At 62.3% G+C, this 21258-nt stretch carries 17 protein-coding genes; 9 read left to right on the forward strand and 8 right to left on the reverse strand.

The genetic code is table 11. The annotated features are described in order from the left end of the window. Positions 1-13 precede the first annotated feature (13 nt). The gene (locus tag LGH82_RS15055; RefSeq protein ID WP_227349209.1) at positions 14-1606 is read right to left on the reverse strand and encodes an ABC transporter substrate-binding protein; all 1593 of its coding nucleotides are present in this window, start codon (positions 1604-1606) and stop codon (positions 14-16) included. Between the two features lie 473 nt (positions 1607-2079). Between LGH82_RS15055 and LGH82_RS15060 the strand changes: the two genes are divergently transcribed. The 3 genes from LGH82_RS15060 (at position 2080) to LGH82_RS15070 (ending at position 5404) form a co-directional block, all read left to right on the forward strand. Further along, on the forward strand, positions 2080-4074 hold the full coding sequence (locus LGH82_RS15060; RefSeq protein WP_227349210.1) for a long-chain fatty acid--CoA ligase: 1995 nt from the start codon (positions 2080-2082) through the stop codon (positions 4072-4074). Positions 4075-4154: 80 nt separating this feature from the next. After that, a complete protein-coding gene (locus LGH82_RS15065; RefSeq protein ID WP_227349593.1) occupies positions 4155-4808 on the forward strand; it encodes a class I SAM-dependent methyltransferase in 654 nt (217 codons plus the stop codon). Between the two features lie 62 nt (positions 4809-4870). Then, the gene (locus tag LGH82_RS15070) at positions 4871-5404 is read left to right on the forward strand and encodes a pentapeptide repeat-containing protein (RefSeq protein ID WP_227349211.1); all 534 of its coding nucleotides are present in this window, start codon (positions 4871-4873) and stop codon (positions 5402-5404) included. Positions 5405-5553: 149 nt separating this feature from the next. On the opposite strand, the gene LGH82_RS15075 is transcribed toward LGH82_RS15070, so the two are convergent. Then, positions 5554-6276 (reverse strand): HAD family hydrolase, encoded by a 723-nt coding sequence (locus LGH82_RS15075; protein WP_227349212.1) that lies wholly within the window; start codon positions 6274-6276, stop codon positions 5554-5556. 5 nt (positions 6277-6281) lie between these two features. After that, the gene (pgi, locus tag LGH82_RS15080) at positions 6282-7958 is read right to left on the reverse strand and encodes a glucose-6-phosphate isomerase (protein ID WP_227349213.1); all 1677 of its coding nucleotides are present in this window, start codon (positions 7956-7958) and stop codon (positions 6282-6284) included. A gap of 248 nt (positions 7959-8206) precedes the next feature. Here pgi and LGH82_RS15085 point away from each other — a divergent pair, with 248 nt between their 5' ends. After that, positions 8207-9700, forward strand: a complete 1494-nt coding sequence (locus tag LGH82_RS15085) for a PLP-dependent aminotransferase family protein (protein ID WP_227349214.1) — start codon at positions 8207-8209, stop codon at positions 9698-9700. Positions 9701-9883: 183 nt separating this feature from the next. Beyond that, positions 9884-11464, forward strand: coding sequence for a trimethylamine methyltransferase family protein (locus tag LGH82_RS15090; protein ID WP_227349215.1), 1581 nt, complete (start codon positions 9884-9886; stop codon positions 11462-11464). A gap of 31 nt (positions 11465-11495) precedes the next feature. Here the strand turns inward: LGH82_RS15090 and LGH82_RS15095 are convergent, their stop codons facing one another. The 4 genes from LGH82_RS15095 to LGH82_RS15110 form a co-directional block, all read right to left on the reverse strand. Continuing rightward, complete coding sequence (locus LGH82_RS15095) at positions 11496-11894, reverse strand: hypothetical protein (protein WP_227349216.1); 399 nt, start codon at positions 11892-11894, stop codon at positions 11496-11498. Positions 11895-12032: 138 nt separating this feature from the next. After that, on the reverse strand, positions 12033-13424 hold the full coding sequence (chrA, locus tag LGH82_RS15100) for a chromate efflux transporter (protein ID WP_227349217.1): 1392 nt from the start codon (positions 13422-13424) through the stop codon (positions 12033-12035). After that, entirely contained in the window at positions 13421-14239 is an 819-nt protein-coding gene (locus LGH82_RS15105) for a chromate resistance protein ChrB domain-containing protein (RefSeq protein WP_227349218.1), read from the reverse strand. The genes chrA and LGH82_RS15105 overlap by 4 nt, the downstream gene beginning before the upstream one ends. Before the next feature lie 233 nt (positions 14240-14472). Further along, positions 14473-16278: an IlvD/Edd family dehydratase gene (locus LGH82_RS15110; protein WP_227349219.1), complete on the reverse strand. Its 1806-nt coding sequence runs from the start codon at positions 16276-16278 to the stop codon at positions 14473-14475. A gap of 147 nt (positions 16279-16425) precedes the next feature. On the opposite strand from LGH82_RS15110, the gene LGH82_RS15115 reads away from it, so the two are divergent. Next, positions 16426-16875, forward strand: coding sequence for an SRPBCC family protein (locus LGH82_RS15115; RefSeq protein ID WP_227349220.1), 450 nt, complete (start codon positions 16426-16428; stop codon positions 16873-16875). A gap of 13 nt (positions 16876-16888) precedes the next feature. Here the strand turns inward: LGH82_RS15115 and LGH82_RS15120 are convergent, their stop codons facing one another. Beyond that, on the reverse strand, positions 16889-18073 hold the full coding sequence (locus tag LGH82_RS15120) for an Mrp/NBP35 family ATP-binding protein (protein ID WP_227349221.1): 1185 nt from the start codon (positions 18071-18073) through the stop codon (positions 16889-16891). Positions 18074-18182: 109 nt separating this feature from the next. Between LGH82_RS15120 and LGH82_RS15125 the strand changes: the two genes are divergently transcribed. The 3 genes from LGH82_RS15125 (at position 18183) to LGH82_RS15135 (ending at position 21250) form a co-directional block, all read left to right on the forward strand. Next, on the forward strand, positions 18183-19082 hold the full coding sequence (locus tag LGH82_RS15125) for a LysR family transcriptional regulator (protein WP_227349222.1): 900 nt from the start codon (positions 18183-18185) through the stop codon (positions 19080-19082). 135 nt (positions 19083-19217) lie between these two features. Then, positions 19218-19697, forward strand: a complete 480-nt coding sequence (locus tag LGH82_RS15130) for a formate dehydrogenase subunit gamma (protein WP_227349223.1) — start codon at positions 19218-19220, stop codon at positions 19695-19697. After that, on the forward strand, positions 19694-21250 hold the full coding sequence (locus tag LGH82_RS15135; RefSeq protein ID WP_227349224.1) for a formate dehydrogenase beta subunit: 1557 nt from the start codon (positions 19694-19696) through the stop codon (positions 21248-21250). The genes LGH82_RS15130 and LGH82_RS15135 overlap by 4 nt, the downstream gene beginning before the upstream one ends. Positions 21251-21258: the final 8 nt, after the last annotated feature.

Here is a 21258-nt window from a genome sequence, read left to right on the forward strand (position 1 = left end):
CCCGTCGCGAACCTTATTCGGCGATATCGACGCCGTCGAAGCGATGGATACCGAGCGGATCCATCGCAAAGCCGGTGACGGTCTTCTGCATCGGCATGAACACCTTGGAGTGGGCGAGCGTCGCCCAGGGTGCCTGCTCCTTGAAGATGACCTGTGCCTGTTCGTAGAGCTTGGTGCGCTCGGCCTGATCCGAAACGGTCTTTGCCTTGTTGATGAGCGCGTCGAAGTCCTTGTTGCACCATTCCGCGCGGTTGTTCGAACCGACGGAAGCGCAGCTCAGGAGCACGCCGAGGAAGTTGTCCGGATCGCCATTGTCGCCGGTCCAGCCGACGATGACGGCGCCGTCGTGATCGACGGCGGACGCACGCTTGAGGTATTCACCCCAATCGTAGCTGACGATATTGACGGTGACGCCGACCTTGGCGAAGTCAGCCTGGATCAGTTCGGCGGTACGACGCGCGTTGGGCATGTACGGGCGCGACACCGGCATGGCCCAGACGTTCATCTTGAGGTCCTTGACGCCGGCTTCCGCGAGCAGCTTCTTGGCAGCATCCGGATCGTACGGATCGTCCTTCACGTCCTTGTTGTAGGACCACATCGTCGGCGGGATCGGGTTGATGGCCACCTGGCCAGCGCCCTGGAACACGGCGTCGATGATGGCCTTCTTGTTGATGGCCATGTTGAGCGCCTTGCGGACGCGGACATCATCGAACGGCTTCTGCTGGGTGTTGTACATCAGCGCGCCGACGTTGAGGCCTTCCTGCTCGGCGACCGTCAGGTTCGGATCAGCCTGCAGACCGGCGATATCGGCCGGTGCCGGGTAGGACATGATGTTGCATTCGCCGGCCTTCAGCTTCTGAGCGCGGACCGCCGGGTCGGTGGTGATGGCGAAGACCAGATCGTCGATCTTCTGCTTGCCGCCCCAGTAATCAGGGTTGGCCTTGTAGCGTATGGCCGCATCGGTCTGGTAGTCGACGAAGATGAACGGGCCGGTGCCGATCGGCTTTTGGTTGAACAGCTCAGGCGTCTTGTCGGCCAACAGCTTGTCGGCATATTCCTTGGAGACGACCGAGGCGAAATCCATGCCCAGCGTCGGGATGAAGGTGATTGCCGGTTCCTTGAGGGTGAACTTCACCGTCAGGTCATCGACCTTCTCGACCTTGGTGATGTTGTCGCCGAACTGATCATTGTAATACTGATAGGCAATGCCTGGAATGTACTGGAACCAGGGACCGGTCTTGTCGACCTGGCGCACGAACGAGAACACCACGTCATCGGCATCGAGGTCGCGCGTCGGCGTGAAATAGTCAGTGGGGGCGAACTTGACGCCCTTGCGCAGCTTGAAAGTGTATTCCTTGCCGTCGTCGGAGATGGTCCAGCTCTCAGCCAGGCCTGGCGAGATCGAGGTCTTGCCGTGATCGAATTCGACGAGGCGGTTGAAAACGGTACGCGAGGACGCGTCGAACGTCTGTCCCGCGGTGTAAGGTGCCGGATCAAAACCTTCCGGCGACGCTTCCGCGCAATAGACCAGAGTTTTCGCGTTGGCCACGCCGCCCAGGACGCTTGCAGCCAGCAACGCGGCTGCAAAAGTCAGTTTCTTTTTCATTGAGCACTCCCTGATGTTCTTCCAAGCCCCTCTATCAGGCTCGCGAAGCGCGCATATAAGCACCGTTTTTCCGGCTTTGGAACTCCCTGTTTGCCTACCCCACGGGAAGCGGAAAATAATTCCCGACTTTGGCGATAAGTCAGAACAAAATAGCAAAACTTGCCAATCACGGCATTGTTAACGACTGCATTTTTTTATTGATCGCCATTGTTGCGAAACCGTCGAACTACTGACCCCACTTCGCCACCGGCATGGCAGGAAGTCGCCCTCGAAAGGCGCCGCCACCGGAAAGATTTTGACGGCAAATCTTCCTGTCCTGCCGCAGGGGCAGACTTGCACCACCGCCGATAGTGACCATACATACGTGCCATGCGGGATTTCCTTGGAGAATCCGCGGTCCGCGACGGAGGACGTCTCTTTCATCAGGGGACGGGCGCGGCAAGAGACGGCAAGAACGACTGAGGGAGTGACAGGTGGCAAAGACACCCAGGACAGCGACCCCGACCAAGGCGAAGGCCCAACCCGGCCCGGATTCCGGCGCGGCGGCCAAGATGCCCAAGGCGCCCTCGGTCAAAAACACAAAGGCATCCTCCGTCAAAAACCCAGTTGCGTCCAAGCCCAAGGCAGCGCCGTCAAACGCAAGTACAAAGCCTGCAGCGGCGAAGACAAAGGCAGCAGCCAAACCAGTCGCCGGCAAGCCCGCGGCCGAGGCCGCGCCGGCAAAGGCTTCAGCTGCATCCGCGCCGGCGACGGCGCCGACCAAGTTGCCGAAAGCCCTGACGGCGCTGGCCGCCGGACTGCCGGACAAGCCGTGGCTCAAAAGCTACCCCAAGGGCATACCGGCAGAGATCGGCGCCCTGTCCTACAGTTCGATCGGTGACCTGCTCGCCGCCTCCTGCAAGCAGTTTGCCGACCGGCCTGCCTTTACCTGCATGGGCAAGAACATCAGCTATGCCGAGGTCGAGCGGCAGTCGGCGGCCTTTGGCGCCTATCTGCAATCCAAGGGGCTGCCGAAGGGCACGCGCGTCGCGCTGATGATGCCGAATGTGCTGCAATATCCGGTGGCGATGATGGCCGTGCTGCGCGCCGGCTATATCGTGGTCAACATCAATCCGCTGTACACGCCGCGCGAGCTGGAGCACCAGCTCAAGGATTCCGGCGCACAGGCCATCGTCATCCTCGAAAATTTCGCCAACACCTTGCAAGCGGTCATTGCCAGGACGCCAGTCAAGCATGTGGTCGTCGCCGCGATGGGCGACATGCTCGGTGGCCTGAAAGGCACGATCGTCAACCTCGTCGTGCGCCGCGTGAAGAAGATGGTGCCGGCATGGTCGCTGCCCGGCCATATCAAGTTCAATGCCGCGCTGAAGGCCGGCGCCGGGATGCGCTTTACGCCCGCCAGCGTCGCCGCTGGCGATGTCGCCTTCCTGCAGTACACGGGCGGCACCACCGGTGTCTCGAAGGGCGCCACGCTGCTGCACAGCAACGTCCTGTCCAATGTGGCGCAGAACGCGCTGTGGGTCGAAGACGCCTACACACTCAAGCCGAAGCCGGCACATCTCAGCTATGTCTGCGCCCTGCCGCTCTACCATATCTTCGCATTGACGGTGAACGCGCTGATGGGCATGCAGCAAGGCGCCCAGAATGTGCTCATTCCCAATCCGCGCGACATTCCCGGCTTCGTCAAGGAACTCAAGAAATACCCGATCCACATCTTTCCCGGCCTCAACACGCTGTTCAACGCGCTGCTCAACAACGAGGATTTCCGCAAGCTCGATTTCAAGCCGCTGATCCTGACGCTGGGCGGTGGCATGGCGGTGCAGAAGGGTGTCGCCGAACGGTGGAAGGCGTTGACCGGCTGCTCGATCTCCGAAGGCTACGGGCTATCGGAAACCTCGCCTGTGGCGACAGCCAACACATTCAGCTCGGGAAGCTTCACCGGCACGATCGGCCTGCCGCTGCCCTCGACCGAGATCGCCATTCGCGACGACGACGGCAACAACGTGCCGCTGGGCGAGGTCGGCGAAATCTGCATCAGGGGCCCGCAGGTGATGTCGGGCTACTGGAACCGCCCGGATGAAACCGCCAAGGTGATGACCAAGGACGGTTTCTTCAAATCCGGCGACATGGGCTTCATGGACGAACGCGGCTTCACCAAGATCGTCGACCGCAAGAAGGACATGATCCTCGTCTCCGGCTTCAACGTTTATCCCAACGAACTCGAGGAAGTCGTGGCGCAGCACCCAGGTGTGCTCGAGGTGGCGGCGATCGGTGTGCCGGACGAGCATTCGGGCGAAGTGCCGAAACTGTTCGTCGTCAAGAAGGACCCGGCACTGACCGCCGAGGCGCTTATCGCCTATTGCCGCGAGAACCTGACCGGCTACAAGCGGCCCAGATACATCGAGTTCAGGACCGAGCTGCCGAAGACGCCGGTCGGCAAGATATTGCGGCGAGCGCTGCGGGAGTGACGACAGCAGACGGCCTTGCCGGCGATGCCGCCACGGATGCGCCTTGCCGCCCCGACCCTGTAGCGTTCATCCGGGCGAACATGCTGATAGCCCCGGTTCCCTCGCTGCCTGAGATCCTGCTCTACACGGCGCACCCGGCGACTGGCCTAAGGCGCCTTGTCGAGGCTGAGGATGAAGAGGTTGACCCGCAGCCGCCCTATTGGGCCTATCCATGGGCCGGCGGCGCGGTGCTCGCCCGCTATGTCCTCGACCGACCAGAAAGCGTGGCAGGGCTTCGCGTTCTCGACCTCGGCGCCGGCTCGGGCCTTGTCGGCATCGCCGCCGCGAAGGCGGGAGCAAGCGCGGTGATCGCCGCCGAGATCGATCGCAACGGCATCGCCGCGATCGGCCTCAATTCCCTGGCCAACGGCGTCGAGATCACCATTATCGACAAGGATATCACCATGGGTCCGCCGCCGGCGGTCGACCTCGTGCTCGCGGGCGACGTGTTCTACGGCCGCGAGGTTGCCGAGCGGGTTATCCCATTCCTCGACCGCTGCATGGCAGCCGGCATCGATGTGCTGGTCGGCGATCCCCGTCGCAACGACCTGCCGCTGTCGCGGCTGCGGTTGCTCGCCGAATATCAGGTGCCGGATTTCGGCGACGCAAAGGGTGCTGTGACCAAGCCGAGTGGCGTCTTCTCGTTCGAGCAGGAAGACGCTGACGCCCGGCTCAAAACAAATCATTCTGAATGACCGTTCGACCCCTTCGCTGCCGCTGGTCGGCATGAATGACGTTCCTCATTCCGGACGCTAAGGTGGCCGAAGCTGTCGCATGTTTTGGGGAATTTCGCGACAAACGGCATGGCCAGAACTGGCCTGGGCTCGTTTTAGTTTCAGATTCGACGATCGCAAATGACTGTGCAATCTGGCATTCTTTGGGGCCCAATCATGATCGACCGGAGGAACAAATGAGCGATCACCAAGAACACAACCCATTTGATGGCCCTCAGATGCAGGGAATGCATTACGAGCGGGCCGATATGTCGGGCGCTAATTTCGATGGTGTAAACCTCGCAGACGCACGATTTTACGCTGTTTTGACTAAGGCAAAATTCACCGACACCAATTTAAGCGAAGCGCTTTTTGACGATATCAGCCTTGCAGACGCGCGCTTTAACAACGTCAATCTGTCCGGAGCCACCATCACGAACGCAAATCTATCGAGATTGACCATACGCGATGTCACATTGGCAAATTCAGACATCAAAGACGCCGATTTGACTGGGATGCGGATCAACGGCGTTCTCGTAACCGATCTATTCATGGCCTATGAACAGACGAGAACCTAAAGAAGCCCGACTTGCGCGAAAGATTTTTGCGACATTGGAAGTCCGCTTTCGCGCATTGTCAGCCCGGAAGCTGACTGATCGCCTTCTCACCCATCCGGCCATTGGCGAGAAAGCCCAAGTGGATTCGCGTTTTGCCCCGGCCTTGGCCGTCAGCTCGCCTCCTTGACCCTCGCCGACAGGAAGTCCGGCAGGTCGGCAACCGAATCCAGGATGACGTCGGCAATCTCGGCCAGCGATTCGCGCGTGCCGGTGCCGGAGAGCACGCCGATGGCCAGGCCGCAGCCGCCGGCCCGCGCCATTTCGAGATCGTGGTGGTTGTCACCGACCATGGCGATGGCCGACGGCTTCAGGCCGGTGAGATCCGAGAAGGCGAGGATCGTATCCGGCGCGGGCTTGGGATTGGCCACGGCGTCGTAGCCATAGGCGGCATCGAAAAGCTGCGATACGCCCAGCGTCACCAAGGTTTTTTCAGCGCCGCTCGTCGAATCGTTGGTGGCAACGCCAAGCCGGTAGGATTTCCTGTGCAGCACGGAAAGCGTGTCGACGACGCCCGGCAGCGCAACCGCCATCTTCGACCCCTGCACCGAGGTGATCTCGTTGAAGCGGGCGACTGCGAGCATCTGGTCTTCCACCGACAGTCTCGGGAACCAGAGCTCGACGACGTCGAGATTGGTGCCGGAGGCAAAGATAGAATCGGGCTTGAAGCGTTTGGCGGTGAAATCGAACCCAGCCGCGGCCAGCAGCCTGTCGGCTTTCCAGCGATCGCCCTCGGATGCGTCCATGGCCATGAAATCGGCGACGCCAAGCCACGTCGCGTTGAAGTCGACAAGCGTTCCGTCCTTGTCGAACAATATTCCCTTGATGTCGGCCACGCTCTTCACTCCGAACCCCTCAAATGGTGGATATGTCCCACCAGACCGGCGGTCGAAGCATCCCGTTTCGCGGCACTCTCCTTGCCTTCCACGACAGGCAGCAAGCCGGTCGCCAGTTCCTTGCCGAGCTCGACGCCCCACTGGTCGAAGGAGTTGATATTAAACAGCGTGCCCTCGACGAAAACGCGGTGCTCATAGAGCGCGATCAGCCGTCCGAGCATGTGCGGATCGAGTTTCCTGTACAGGATCGTCACCGATGGCCGGTTGCCGGAGAAGACGCGGTGCGGCGCGATCTTGTCGACATCGGCTGACTTCATGCCCTTGGCCAGCATCTGGCCACGGGCTTCCTCCAGCGTGCGGCCTTTCATGAAGGCTTCCGACTGTGCCAGGCAATTGGCGAGTAAAAGGTCGTGTTGATGCTTGAGGTCCGGCTCATGCCCGATGGCCGCCGCGATGAACTCGACCGGAATGACGTCGGTGCCCTGGTGCAGGAGCTGGAAGAACGCATGCTGGCCGTTGGTGCCGGGTTCGCCCCAGACCAGCGGGCCGGTCGGCGTCGCAACAGTGCCGCCATCCAGCGTGACGCTCTTGCCGTTCGATTCCATGTCGAGCTGCTGCAGGTAGGCCGGCAGCCGCGACAGGCGTTGGTCGTACGGGATGACGGCGCGCGCGGGATATTTGCAGATCACGCGATGCCACCAGCCGACCAGCCCCAGCAGCACCGGCAGGTTCTTGGCCATGGGCGCCGTGCGGAAATGCTCGTCCATCTCATGCGCGCCATTGAGGAAGGCGCGAAAGTTCTTCGGGCCAACGGCGATCATCACGGGCAGGCCGATGGCGCCCCAGACTGAATAGCGACCGCCGACCCAGTCCCAGAAGCCGAAGACACGGTCCGATGCGATGCCGAACTTCGCCACGAGATCGAGCGCGGTGGAGACGGCGGCGAAATGCTTGCCGACCGCGTCCTTGCCGAGCGCCTTCTGCACCCATTTGCGCGCCGTCTCGGCATTGGTCATCGTCTCGACCGTGGTGAAGGTCTTCGAGGCGATGATGAACAATGTCGTTTCGGCGGAAAGACCCTTCAGCGTGTCATGGATGTGGGCGCCGTCGATGTTGGATACATAATGCGCGCGTGGCCCATCGTGATAGGGCGCCAGCGCCAAGGTCGCCATGGCTGGCCCAAGGTCGGAGCCGCCGATGCCGATGTTGACGATGTCGGTGATCTTCTTGCCGGTCGCGCCCGCTGCCTTACCGGAGCGCACCGCGTCGGCAAAGGCGCTCATCGCGTCGAGAACAGCCAGGACTTCCGCCTTCACGTCCTGACCGTCGAGCGTGATGCCCTTGCCGTTCAGGTTGCGAAGCGCGGTGTGCAGAACGGCGCGGTCTTCGGTGATGTTGATCTTCTTGCCGGCGAACATCGCGGCGCGCCGGCCTTCGAGATCAGCGGCGGCCGCGAGCTTCTCCAGCAGGCTCATCGTCCGCGCATCGACAGCGCATTTGGACCAGTCGAGCAGCAGATCGCCATCAGAGGCGGAGAATTTCTCGAAACGTTGGGGATCGGCGGCGAAGGTCTCGCGCATGCTGCCGGAAGCAGCCGCGCGATGATCTCGCAAGGCGCTGAGCTGTTTTTGGAAGGACGGTTGATCCACTGGCGGGGACTCCTGGGTTTTGGACACCACCATAGCAGGCGGGATGTTTCCGGCGCGTGTCGTCGCGCAAACTATTGAGCCGAATTGTTCATTTCAATCCGCAGCAATGACGCACGGCCTCACGTAACCGTTACATACCGCCAAGCGTGATTTGCGCCACGAAGGATCACTGGCATAAATCCCAGCGATCAGAAAAATTGATTGGCGCAACACCTTGTACCAACGATACATTCGACTGGGCCAGCCAAGTGAAAAAAGCTGGCCATCGAGGAACATCTCCCATGCCACAGAGAAACGACACGGCCATATGGTCCGGCCTATTCCGGATTTCGGCGGAATCCGGCCAAACCCTGCAGGCGCAGATCCGCCAGGCGATCGTGGCCGCAATTCTTGACCGGCAGATCGCGGCCTCGATGCCGCTGCCATCCTGCCGTATCCTGGCCGAGAAACTGGGCGTGGCGCGCGGCACCGTGGTGCTGGCCTTCCAGCAGCTTGTCGACCAGGGTTTCCTGGTGGCGCGCGAACGGCGCGGCCATTTCGTCAACCCCGACGTGCTGGCAACGCCGGCAAAGCCGCACCAGAAGGCGCCCGACCAGGCCAACGAGATCGACTGGAAGGCGCGCCGCCAGATCGCGGCCAGCGACATGCCGCCGCCAGCCAAGCACGAGAACTGGATCAAGTCGTCCTACCCCTTCGTCTACGGCCAGTTCGATCCGACGCTGTTCCCGACCGCCGAATGGCGCGAGTGCAACCGCATGGCGCTTGCCGTGCTCGAAATCCGCAACTGGGCGTCCGACATGGTCGATCGCGACGATCCGCTGCTGATCGAACAGATCCAGGCGCGGCTCTTGCCGCGGCGCGGCATCTTCGCCAATCCCGACGAGATCATCGTGACGCTGGGCGCGCAGAACGCCCTGTACATGCTGGCGACATTGCTGATGACCAAGGGCTCCAAGGTGGCGATGGAAGACCCCGGCTATCCCGATGCACGCTCGATCTTCCGGCTGGCGGGCGCCGATATTCAACCGGTCCCCGTCGACCAGTCCGGCATCGTGACATCATCCATTGCCAATGATTCCGGCTTTGTCTTCGTCACGCCCAGCCACCATTGCCCGACCATGGTGCCACTGTCGGCGGAGCGGCGGCAGGACCTGCTGGCACGCGCCAATCGCTATAACCAGATCATCATCGAGGACGGCTATGACAGCCAGCTTCTGGACGAGGCGCCACAGCAGGCGCTGAAGAGCCTCGATCGTTCGGGCCGCGTCGTCTATGTCGGCTCGATGTCGAAGACCTTGGCTCCGGGGCTGCGGCTCGGCTACATCGTCGCTTCGGCCGGACTCATCTCCGAACTCAGGGCGCTGCGCCGTTTCATGCTGCGCCATCCGCCGGCCAACAACCAGCGCGCGGTCGCGCTGTTCCTGTCGCTCGGCCACCACGAGGCGCTTGTGCGGCGGCTGTCGTCAGCCTTCGACGAGCGGCGCAAGCGCCTGGTCCATGCGATTTCGGCCTTCCTGCCCGAGTGGCGTTCGACCGACTCGGCCGGGGGCACCTCACTCTGGCTCGAGGGACCGCGCGGCACCGATGCCCGCGGCCTGGCCGAGGCCGCCGCCTCGCGCAGCGTCATCATCGAGCCTGGAGATCGGTTCTTCGATCGTACCGAAAAGCCCTCGCGTTTCATGCGGCTGGGCATCTCGTCGATCGCGTTGCAGCATATCGAGCCGGGAATTCGTGAGCTGGCTACGGCCGCCGGGCGCCGGCCGGCCGCTGCCTGATCCATCGACCGGAGCGCTTGTGATCGGCTCCGGTTCCTTTAGCTCCCTGGCATATGCAACCGGACTCGTTGGCTCATAGGCTGTACCAACGCTGGCGGCATAGTCGCGACACAAAGGGGAGAAGCAGGCCGATGGTGGACCAACCACCACTCCCGGCGTCACAGCTAAAGGCGGAGTGCATCCATGTCAGCAGCTCTAGGGACCCAGGATTCACCCGCGGATCAACGTTCGCGACGCCCCGGTGGGCGGGAAGCACGTGGTGTCGCGCAGGTAACCGATAATATCCAGCCGGTCCGCGCCGGCCTGGAAGGCGGCAGCTACGGACCGCTCGGCGAAAACGATCGCGAGCGCATCCACGAAGCCGTGCTGACGCTGCTTGAGACGGTCGGCTTCGCCAACGCCATTCCCTCCTGCATCGAAGCGCTGAAGAAGGCCGGGGCGATCTACGCGGACGACGGTCGGATCCGCTTCCCCCGAGCACTGGTGCTCGACACGATCAAACGAGCCGGCAGGAATTTCACCCTGCACGGCCAGGACCCGAAGCACGACATGCTCATCCAGGGCAAGCGCGTGCATTACGGCACGGCGGGTGCGGCCGTGCATCTGGTGGATGTCGAGAAGCGTGAATACCGCGAGGCGCGGCTGCAGGACATCTATGACGCCGCCCGCATCGTCGAGGGGCTCGACAACATCCATTTCTTCCAACGGCCGATGGTGGCGCGCGACATCGCCGATCCACTCGATATGGATTTCAACACGCTCTATGCCTGCGTGACGGGCACCTCGAAGCACATCGGCACATCGTTCACCGTGCGCGAGAACGTGAAGCCAGCGCTTGAGCTGCTCTATGCCATTGCCGGCGGCGAGGAGAATTTTCGCGCCCGCCCCTTCGTCTCGAACTCGAACGCCTTCGTCGTGCCACCGATGAAATTCGCCGAGGACGCCTGCGGCGTGCTCGAAGCCTGCGTCGAAGGCGGCATCCCGATCCTCTTGCTCTCGGTCGGACAGGCCGGCGCGACGGCGCCGGCGGCGATTGCGGGAGCCGTGGTGCAGGCGGTGGCCGAAGTCCTGGCCGGCCTCATCTATGTCAACGCTATCAAGCCGGGGCACCCGGCGATCTTCGGCACCTGGCCATTTGTCTCCGACCTCAGGACCGGCGCCATGTCGGGAGGTTCGGGCGAACAGGCGATGATGACCGCGGCCTGCGCGCAAATGGCGCAATTCTACGACCTGCCGGGCGGTTCACCCGCCGGCATGACGGATTCGAAATTGCCGGACATCCAGTCCGGCTACGAAAAAGGCATTACCAATGTGATGGCGGGCCTGTCCGGCCTCAACCTGGTCTACGAATCGGCGGGCATGCACGCCTCGCTGCTGGGCTTCTGCCTGGAAAGCCTGATCATCGACAACGACATGCTCGGCCACTGCCTGCGTTGCGTGCGCGGCATCGAGGTGACGGACGAGGCGCTGTCGGTCGACACCATTTCCGATGTCTGCCTGAAGGGCCCAGGCCACTATCTCGGCAATGAGCAGACCCTGCGGCTGATGCAGACCGAGTATTTCTATCCGGCCGTCGGCGACCGCTTTTCACCGAAGGAATGGAACGAGAAAGGCCGACCCGACATCGTGCAACGGGCGATCAACGAGAAGAAACGCATCCTTGCCGAACGCTTCCCGCGCCACATACCCAAACTGCTCGACGACAAACTGCGCGCCCGCTTCGGCGATCTTATCCAGTTGCCGCGCGGCAGCATGGGCGGCTGAGGACGCCTATCCCAGCGGTCAGTCCCAGCGGTCAGTCCGTGCCCAGCCCATATAGCTCGACGACTTCGGCACTGATCAGCTTGGCGTGCAGCGTCATCAGCACGATCCGCGCGTCGAAACTGTCGCCGGTTTCGAGCGCCGCCTCGATCCGGCGCTCCGCGTCCAACCTGTTTTGAAGGCCGTTGGACCGCTCGAAAGCCTCCGGCCCGGCAATGCAATAACTGAACAGCTGAGCCACTGTCTTGTAGGCATGCGAGGGCGGCTCGTCCGGCCAGTGGTCCTTCATCAGATTGACGATGGTGAGTTTCACGCCCTCCGGCACGAGGGCCGGATGAAGGTCAGCGCCACGCAAGGCATCGTCGAGCTGCCTGAGGTCGCCCGAACGGCCGAACATTCCAAGGAAACCGAGGGAAGAGCGCCGTCTCGCCATAGTGGTCCTGCCTGTTTTCCACTCAGTTATGTGGTTCGCACGCGGAATACAAAGGCAGGAACGTGCACGATCCCGGTCTGCGCCTATTTCTCGAGCGAGAGCCGGCACAAGGGACACAAGAAGAATGCCCCAACGCGCCTATCCGCTCGCCGCCAATAGCAGGACACCAGCCAGGGCCGACCCCGCAAGTGTTGGCAGCATGCCGATCTTCAGCTTCAGCACCGCGACCATCGCGGCGCAGGAAAGCAGTGCTGCTCGCCAGTCGATCGACGAAAGCACGGGCACGTCCATCCCCAGCCCCATGCCGCGGACTTCGCGGAAGACAACGTGCAAGGCGAACCATAGAGCAAGGTTCACGATGACGCCCACGACGGCGGCAGTGATCGCACCCAGGGCGGCCGACAATGCCTTGTTGCCGCGCAGGGCTTCTATGTAGGGCGCGCCCAGGAATATCCAGAAGAAGCACGGTGTGAATGTTGCCCACAAGGTGAGCAGCGCCCCAAGCGATCCGGCAAGCACGGGACTGAGTGATCCGGAGTGGCGGAACGCGGCAATGAAGCCGACAAACTGCAAGACCAGAATGAGTGGCCCCGGCGTGGTTTCGGCAAGCCCGAGGCCATCGACCATTTCACCGGGGGCAAGCCAGCCAAAAGACTCGACAGCAGCCTGCGCCACATAGGCCAGGACGGCGTAGGCGCCGCCGAAGGTGACCACCGCCATGAGACTGAAGAACCCGCCGATCTGCGTCCAGACACTTGCGGTGCCCGTGAGCAACCAGACCAGCAAGACAGGCCCCAGCCAGATCGGCAGCCAGATGGCAATCGTTCGCGGCGCATGCCATTTCGTCGGCCTGGTGTGGGTCAGTTCGCCGCGCTCGAACATGACGTCAACCGCGCCCTTGAGATCGAAGGCGTTGTCCTTGCCGTGAGCCTGGCCGGAGAAGAGCGCGGGTGCAAACCGGTTTCCGGCCCAACCTGCCAGCCCGGCGAAGAGGATGATCAGTGGGAACGGCACCTTCAAAGCGTAGATGGCAATGAAAGCGCAAAGCGCGATCGACACCATGATACGGTTCTTCAGCGCCCGCCGACCAATCCGGATCACCGCCTCGACCACGACGGCAAGCACGGCCGCCTTCACGCCGAAAAACAGCGACTCGACGAGAGGGGCATCGCCGTACAACGCGTAAAGCATGCTCAAGGTGAGCATGACGAGTGCACCCGGCGCGACGAAAAGGATGCCGGCAACCAGCCCTCCCACCGTCTTGTGAAGTAGCCAGCCGATGTAAATGGCGAGTTGCTGGGCCTCGGGACCGGGCAGCAGCATGCAGTAATTCAAGGCATGCAGGAAACGCTGTTCGCCGATCCAACGCCGCTCCTCGACCAGTTCCTTGTGCATGAGCGCTATTTGCCCGGCCGGCCCGCCAAAACTGAGCAATCCGATTTTCGCCCAGACCCTCAGCGCTTCGTTGAAGGTTGGCGCGTCCGGCACGTCGACAATCGCGCCCTCGTTTTTCGGGCCCAAGGCGTTCATGTCACTTTGCCTCCGGATGGCCAGTTGTGCGTCTCGTCCGTGGCATCCCGGCACCAGCGGAAGAACGCATCGTAGAGCAGCATGCCAGCGTCCAGCTGTTCCAGGTCGTCGCGGAACATGCGTGACAGGCCAAGCGAGGCAGCGAGAAATCCGGCTGCTTGGGGAGCCAGGCCCAGGCTTGCGGTGTCGGCCGCCCGGATAATGGTGGCAAGACGATCGAGCGCCTGGGATTGGAGCCCGAACTCCTCGATCATCGTATCGAAGGTGCAGCGCTCGCCACGGTGACTCCAGAACACATCGTCGATATCGAAAGGCACAGCCTGAAAGCGATCGGCAATGGCCAATACTTCAGCGGGCTCGACGAACAGAAACACCGCGCCGGGGTCAACGAAACGCCGGATCAGCCATGGGCAAGCAATACGATCGACTTTCGGGCGAGCCCGCGTCACCCAAACGGTGCGGCCCTTTTCATCGCGAGGCGGCATCTTGCCGGTGCGAACCAGAAGTCCCTTGCCGTCGCGCCAGGCTTCGAACCCGCCTTCAAGGGATTCGGCGGAGATCCCCTCGTGCCGCAGCCATGCGGCCACGCCCTGCGAGAGCTTTTGACCTTTCTGGCAGACGACCACCACTGGCTTGCCGGCGAACTCAGCCGACCAGGTCGAAATGGCCTTGAAGTCACGCTGGATTGAGGCCGGAAGCAGGCGCGGATCGGCGTTGTAGTCATCATCGATGCGAACATCGATGATGACAGGAGCCCCCGGCAGACCGACCAGACGGGTCAGTTGCGGCACGGTGATAGCGGTTGTTGACGGCATGGCGTCCACCTCCTGAAAGAGAAGCCTGGACGCGAACGTTGGGCTGACGCCTCACGGGGTCGTCGCGATACACCCCTTGCCATGATGGTGGAATTCTCGCGGTCGCTTGTCAAGCATCGTGCTGCGCTCGACCCTTTGATGGCGGCACGATGCATTCCGAATGCCGACATCGATCACGCGGGGCATCCGATGGCGGCTTGATTCGCACCAAGCCGCCGATTTCCATTCCGCGCTTAGTGATTGTCTCTCGGGATGCCGCTGGTATGCGCCACGTCCTGATATTTCACCGCCGGCTTCAGCACCATTCCCTCGGAAAACTGGTCGACCATGCCACGCTGGATCTCCTGCCAGGGCGTCTGGTGCTTGGGATAATGATAGCCGCCATCTTTCTGCAGTTCGACGCGTCGCCGCGCGATTTCGTCGTCCGAGACGAGAATATTGGCGGTGGCCTTGTTCAGATCGATGCGGACGCGATCGCCTGTCTTGAGCAGGGCCAGGCCGCCGCCGATCGCCGCTTCCGGCGAGGCGTTGAGGATGGATGGCGAGCCCGACGTGCCCGATTGGCGACCGTCGCCGATGCAGGCCAGCGCGTGGATACCCTTCTTGATGAGGTAGGCCGGCGGCTGCATGTTGACGACTTCGGCGCCGCCGGGATAGCCGATCGGGCCAGCGCCGCGCATGAACAAGATGGTGTGTTCGTCGATGCCTTGCGCTGGGTCGTCGATGCGGGCGTGGTAGTCCTCCGGCCCGTCAAAGACCATGGCGTTGCCCTCGAAGGCTTCCGGGTCCTTCGGGTTGGACAGATAGCGCTCGCGGAATTCGGGCGAGATGCCGCTGGTCTTCATGATCGCCGAATCGAACAGATTGCCCTTGAGGTTGATGAAGCCGGCGTTCGCCTTCAGCGGCTCGGCGACCGTGCGGATAACGTCGATGTTCTCGTTGACGACGCCGCTGCAATTGTCGCCGATCGTCTTGCCGTTGACGGTCATGGCTTCCGGATAGGGCAACAACCCGCCCTTCATCAACTCGGCCACGACAGCCGGCACGCCACCGGCATGGTGGTAATCCTCGCCGAGATATTCGCCCGATGGCTGCAGGTTGACGATGAGCGGCACGTGGAGGCCTATCTTCTGCCAGTCGTCATTGGTGAGCGGCACGCCGAGATGGCGGGCAATGGCGTTAAGGTGGATCGGTGCGTTGGTGGAGCCGCCAATGGCCGAATTGACAACGATGGCGTTCTCGAAGGCCTTCCTAGTCATGATGTCGGACGGCTTCAGATCCTCATGCACCATGTCGACGATGCGCTTGCCCGTCTCGTAGGCGATCTGACCGCGCTCGCGATAGGGCGCGGGGATGGCGGCGGAGCCCGGCAACTGCATGCCAAGCGCCTCGGCCAGCGAATTCATGGTGGTGGCGGTGCCCATGGTGTTGCAATAGCCGGTGGATGGCGCCGAAGAGGCGACGATATCCATGAACTCGTCATAGCCGATCTCGCCGGCCGACAGGCGCTGGCGCGATTCCCAGACGATGGTGCCTGAACCGGTGCGCTTGCCCTTGTGCCAGCCATTGAGCATTGGGCCGACCGACAGGGCGATGGCGGGGATGTTGACGGTGGCGGCGGCCATCAGCAGAGCCGGCGTCGTCTTGTCGCAACCGATGGTCAGCACGACGCCGTCGAGCGGATAACCATAGAGCACTTCGACAAGGCTGAGATAGGCGAGGTTGCGGTCGAGCGCGGCCGTCGGGCGCTTGCCTGTCTCCTGGATCGGATGGCACGGAAACTCGAAGGGAATGCCGCCCATCGACACGATGCCGTCGCGAACGCGCTTGGCCAGTTCGATGTGATGCCGGTTGCAGGGCGATAGGTCAGAGCCAGTCTGGGCAATGCCGATCAGCGGCTTGCCCGACATCAGCTCGGCGCGCGTCAGCCCGTAATTCAGGTAGCGCTCTAGATAAAGCGCCGTCATTCCCGGATTGTCGGGATTATCAAACCACTCCTGCGAGCGGAATTTTTTCTTTCTGGTGGGGGCGCCTGCCATCGTGGTCTCCGTATTTGTACGACAAATCGATATGGCAACGCACGAAAGCAGGCAAGAGGGACGCGCGGTCGCAACCGGACTTTGGTGCGATAGACATGCACCAAACCGTGCGATAGGCCTTCGAGCAGTCTTGTCTGGGAGGTTTTGATGGCTTTGGTGATCGAAGGCGAGGAACGCATTGCCGCACCCCTGCAAAAAGTGTGGGAAGCGCTGAACGACCCCGAGGTTTTGAAAGCGACCATTCCCGGCTGCCAGAGCCTGGAAATGACTTCGCCGACCGAGATGGCGGCAACCGTGGTGCTGAAGATCGGGCCGATCAAGGCGACGTTCAAGGGCGAGGTGACCCTGAAGAACCTCAAGCCACCGCACTCCTACACCATCCAGGGCGAAGGCAAGGGCGGCATCGCAGGCTTCGCCAAGGGCGGCGCCGACGTGACGCTGACGGCAGATGGGCCGGATGCAACGATCCTGAAATACGCGGCCAAGGCCGATGTCGGCGGCAAGATCGCCCAACTGGGCAGCCGGCTGATCGAATCGACCTCGAAGAAACTGGCTGGACAGTTCTTTTCGAGCTTTGGCGAGAAAGTGGGCGGCTGAGCCCCTTGAGGAGTTACTCGAACACGATGCTCGGCACCGCCGCTTCGGCCGCGCCACGCTCTTCATTGACCCGGTCCCAGACCTTCGAAGCGATGTCACGATAGATTTTCGCCTCGGGGCTATCGGGCTTCGAGACAACCACCGGCGTACCGGCATCCGAGCTTTCACGGATACCCATTTCGAGCGGCACTTCGCCGAGGAAGGTGACGCCGAGACGCTCGGCCTCGCGGCGGGCGCCGCCGTGACCAAAAATGTCGTAGCGCTTGCCGGTGTCTGGAGCGATGAAATAGCTCATGTTCTCGACGATGCCGAGCAGCGGCACGTCAACCTTCTTGAACATGTTGAGCCCCTTGCGCGCATCGATCAGCGCCAGATCCTGCGGCGTCGAGACGATGACCGCGCCGGCCAGCGGCACCTGCTGGGCCATGGTCAGCTGGGCGTCACCCGTGCCCGGAGGCATGTCGACGACGAGCACATCCAGCGGACCCCATTCGACCTCGCGCAGCATCTGCGTGAGCGCCGACATCACCATCGGCCCGCGCCAGATCATCGGCGTTTCCTCATCGACGAGGAAGCCCATGGACATCACCTTCAGCCCGTAATTCTCCATGGGTTTCAGGATCTTGCCGTCGACCGTCTGGGGCCGGCCATGAATGTTGAGCAGCTTGGGCATCGACGGCCCATAGATGTCGGCATCGAGCACGCCGACCCTCAACCCATTGGCGGCAAGGCCGAGCGCGATGTTGACGGCGGTGGTCGACTTGCCGACGCCGCCCTTTCCGGAGGCGACGGCGATGATCGCCTCGATGCCGGGTACACCGCGCTTGCCCTGGCTGTGCGAGGCCGGTGCCTGCGGCGCTGGCCGGGCTGGTGCGGCCGGCGGTGCTGGCCTGGGAGCGGGACGCGCCGGAACCGGGGCCTCCATGCCGCCGCCCTTCTTCTCGGCGGTCAGCGCCACGACGGCGCCGACGACACCGGGGATCGCTTTCACCACACGTTCGGCGGCAGCGCGCAGCGGCTCCATTTCCTGGGCCCGGGCGGCGGGAACGGTAATCGAGAAGAAGACCTTGCCGTCGGCAATGAAAATTTCCGAGACCATGCCGAGGTCGACGATATTGCCGGTGAAATCCGGCCCATTGACCGTCTTCAGGCGTTCGGTGACGATTTCCTTAGTGACATTGTTCTGGACGGCGGGCATGATTTTTTCCTCAGGCGTTCGGCGCTTCAGATAATGTAGTTTTCGGACAGAACCAAGCGGTCGCTTTGACGGGCTGACAGGCGACCGCGGCTATGGCAGCCTCACGCGCATGATCGACAAGCTGGAATTTTTCATCGCGCTCGCCAGGGAAGAGCACTTTGGCCGGGCCGCGGAAGTGTGCGGCGTCACCCAGCCGACGCTGTCGGCCGGCATCAAGCAGCTGGAGGGCCAGCTCGGCGTCATGCTGGTGCTGCGCGGCTCGCGCTTCCAGGGACTGACGCCGGAAGGGAAGCAGGTTCTGGTCTGGGCGCGGCGCATCGTTGGCGACACCCGCACCATGCGCGAGGAAATGCGCGCGGCGCGCCACGGACTTTCCGGCCGCATTCGCATCGCGGCCATACCGACAGCGCTGGCCATGCTGCCGCGCCTGACGACGCCGTTCCGCGAAAAGCACCCCGGCGTCACTTTTTCGATATTGTCGCGGACCTCGATCGAGGTGTTGTCGCTGCTCGGCAATTTCGACATCGACGCCGGCATCACCTATCTCGACAACGAGCCGCTGGGGCGGGTAACCAGCGTTCCGCTCTATGACGAGCGCTACCAGCTGATCACCGCTGTCGGAAATCCCTATTCCGATCGCGACAAAGTGACATGGGCGGAGCTCAGCAGCCTGCCGCTTTGCCTGCTGACGCCGGACATGCAGAACCGTCGCATCATCGACCAGCATCTTGCCGAAGCCGGCGTACAGATGCGGCCGACGCTCGAATCCAATTCGATGATCGTGCTGTTTTCGCATATCCGCACCGGCAAATGGTCGTCGATCATGCCGCTCAACCTCGCGGAAACATTCGGCTTTTCAGAGCCGATCCGGGCCGTTCCGATCGTCGAACCGGACGCCAGCCATACGGTTGGCCTGGTGGCCGCGCCGCGCGAACCGCACACACCTTTGGTCTCAGCGCTGCTGGACGAGGCGATGGCGCTAGCGGACGATTTCCACGCCCGCCGTTGAGCTAGATAATGCTGGCTGACGACGGTCGATAGAAGATTTCTATTGAGCAACGAAACAGCTTTATTGATTTCGCGGGTTTCCTCTGATTTTGTAGACACTTAGCGACAAAACGCTATCGACCAGGGAGGGCGCTGCATGACGATGCAGCCTGCAAGTACCGAGATCGCATCGCGCACTGCGGCGATCATTCACGAGATGAAGGGGCTGGAAGGCCCGCTGCTGCCGATCCTCCACGGCATCCAGGAAGAGTTCGGCCATGTGCCACAGGACTCCCTGCCCATCATCGCCGAGGCGCTGAATATTTCCAACGCGGAAGTCCACGGCGTCGTCACCTTCTACCATGATTATCGCAGCCATCCGGCAGGCCGGCATGTGCTGAAAGTCTGCCAGGCTGAGGCCTGCCAGTCGATGGGTTCGGACGCGGTCGCGGCCAAGCTCAAGCAGTTGCTTGGCATCGGCTTTCACGAGACGACGCGCGACGGCTCCGTGACGCTTGAGCCTGTATACTGCCTCGGCCTGTGCGCCTGCGCGCCGTCCGCAATGCTGGACGGTGAAGTGATCGGGCGGCTCGACGACGAGAAACTCGACGAGATTGTTGCCGAGGTGCGCTCATGATCCCCCACATCTATATTCCCGGCGATTCCGGCGCGCTGGCGCTGGGCGCGGAAAAAGTCGCCAAGGCGATCGCAAGTGAGCTTGCCGAGCGCGGCATCGAAGCCAAGATCGTGCGCAACGGCTCGCGCGGCGCCTATTTCCTCGAGCCTATGGTCGAAGTGACGACGGAAAACGGCCGTGTCGCCTATGGGCCAGTGAAGCCGTCCGATGTCAAAAGCCTGTTCGACGTCGGCTTCCTCACCGGTGGCCATCACAAGCGCTGGCTGGGTTCGCCGGACAAGATTCCATTCCTGGCCAAGCAGACGCGCCTGACCTTCGCCCGCTGCGGCATCAACGATCCGCTGTCGCTCGACGCCTACAAGACGCTCGGCGGCCTCAAGGGCCTGCAGAACGCGGTGGCCATGGCGCCGATCGAGGTTGTCAAGCAGGTGACTGAGTCCGGTCTGCGCGGCCGTGGCGGCGCCGGCTTCCCGACCGGCATCAAGTGGAAGACCGTGCTCGATGCGACCGCCGACAAGAAGTATATCGTCTGCAACGCCGACGAGGGCGACAGCGCCACCTTCGCCGACCGCATGATCATGGAAGGCGACCCCTTCGTGCTGATCGAAGGCATGGCAATCGCCGGTGTCGCGACCGGCGCGACCAAGGGTTTCGTCTATATCCGCTCGGAATACCCGCATGCGGTGGCGATGATGCGGAAAGCAGTCGAGGTCGCCCGCAAGGCCGGCGTGCTCGGCGTCAACGTGCTGGGTTCGCCCAATGCCTTCGACATGGAAATCCGCGTCGGCGCCGGCGCCTATGTATGCGGCGAGGAAACGTCGCTGCTTAACAGCCTGGAAGGCAAGCGCGGCGTGGTTCGCGCCAAGCCGCCGCTGCCGGCAATCCAGGGTCTGTTCGGCAAGCCGACGGTGATCAACAACGTCATCAGCCTAGCCTCCGTGCCTATCATCATGGACAAGGGCGCCGCCTTCTACAAGGATTTCGGCATGGGCCGCTCGCGCGGCACCATCCCGATCCAGATCGCCGGCAACGTCAAATATGGCGGCCTGTTCGAGGCGGCTTTCGGCATGACGCTGGGCGAGATCGTCGACGACATCGGCGGCGGTACCGCGACGGGACGTCCGGTCAAGGCGGTTCAGGTCGGCGGGCCGCTCGGCGCTTATTTCCCACGCGCTCTGTTCAACACGCCGTTCGACTACGAAGCCTTCGCCGCCAAGGACGGACTGATCGGCCATGCCGGCATCACCGTCTTCGACGATACCGCCGACATGCTGAAGCAGGCGCGCTTCGCCATGGAATTCTGCGCGATCGAAAGCTGCGGCAAGTGCACGCCCTGCCGCATCGGCTCGACGCGTGGCGTCGAGACCATCGACAGGATCGCCAGCGGTATCGATCCGGAGAAGAATATCGCTCTGGTCACCGACCTCTGCAACACGATGAAATTCGGCTCGCTCTGCGCACTGGGAGGCTTCACGCCCTACCCGGTCATGAGCGCGCTCAACCATTTCCGCGAAGATTTCAAGCCGGCGCCCGTTGCCGAAGCAGCAGAATAGGAACCGCA

Origin of the sequence: Mesorhizobium sp. PAMC28654, from assembly GCF_020616515.1 — a bacterium.
Lineage (GTDB): Bacteria > Pseudomonadota > Alphaproteobacteria > Rhizobiales > Rhizobiaceae > Mesorhizobium.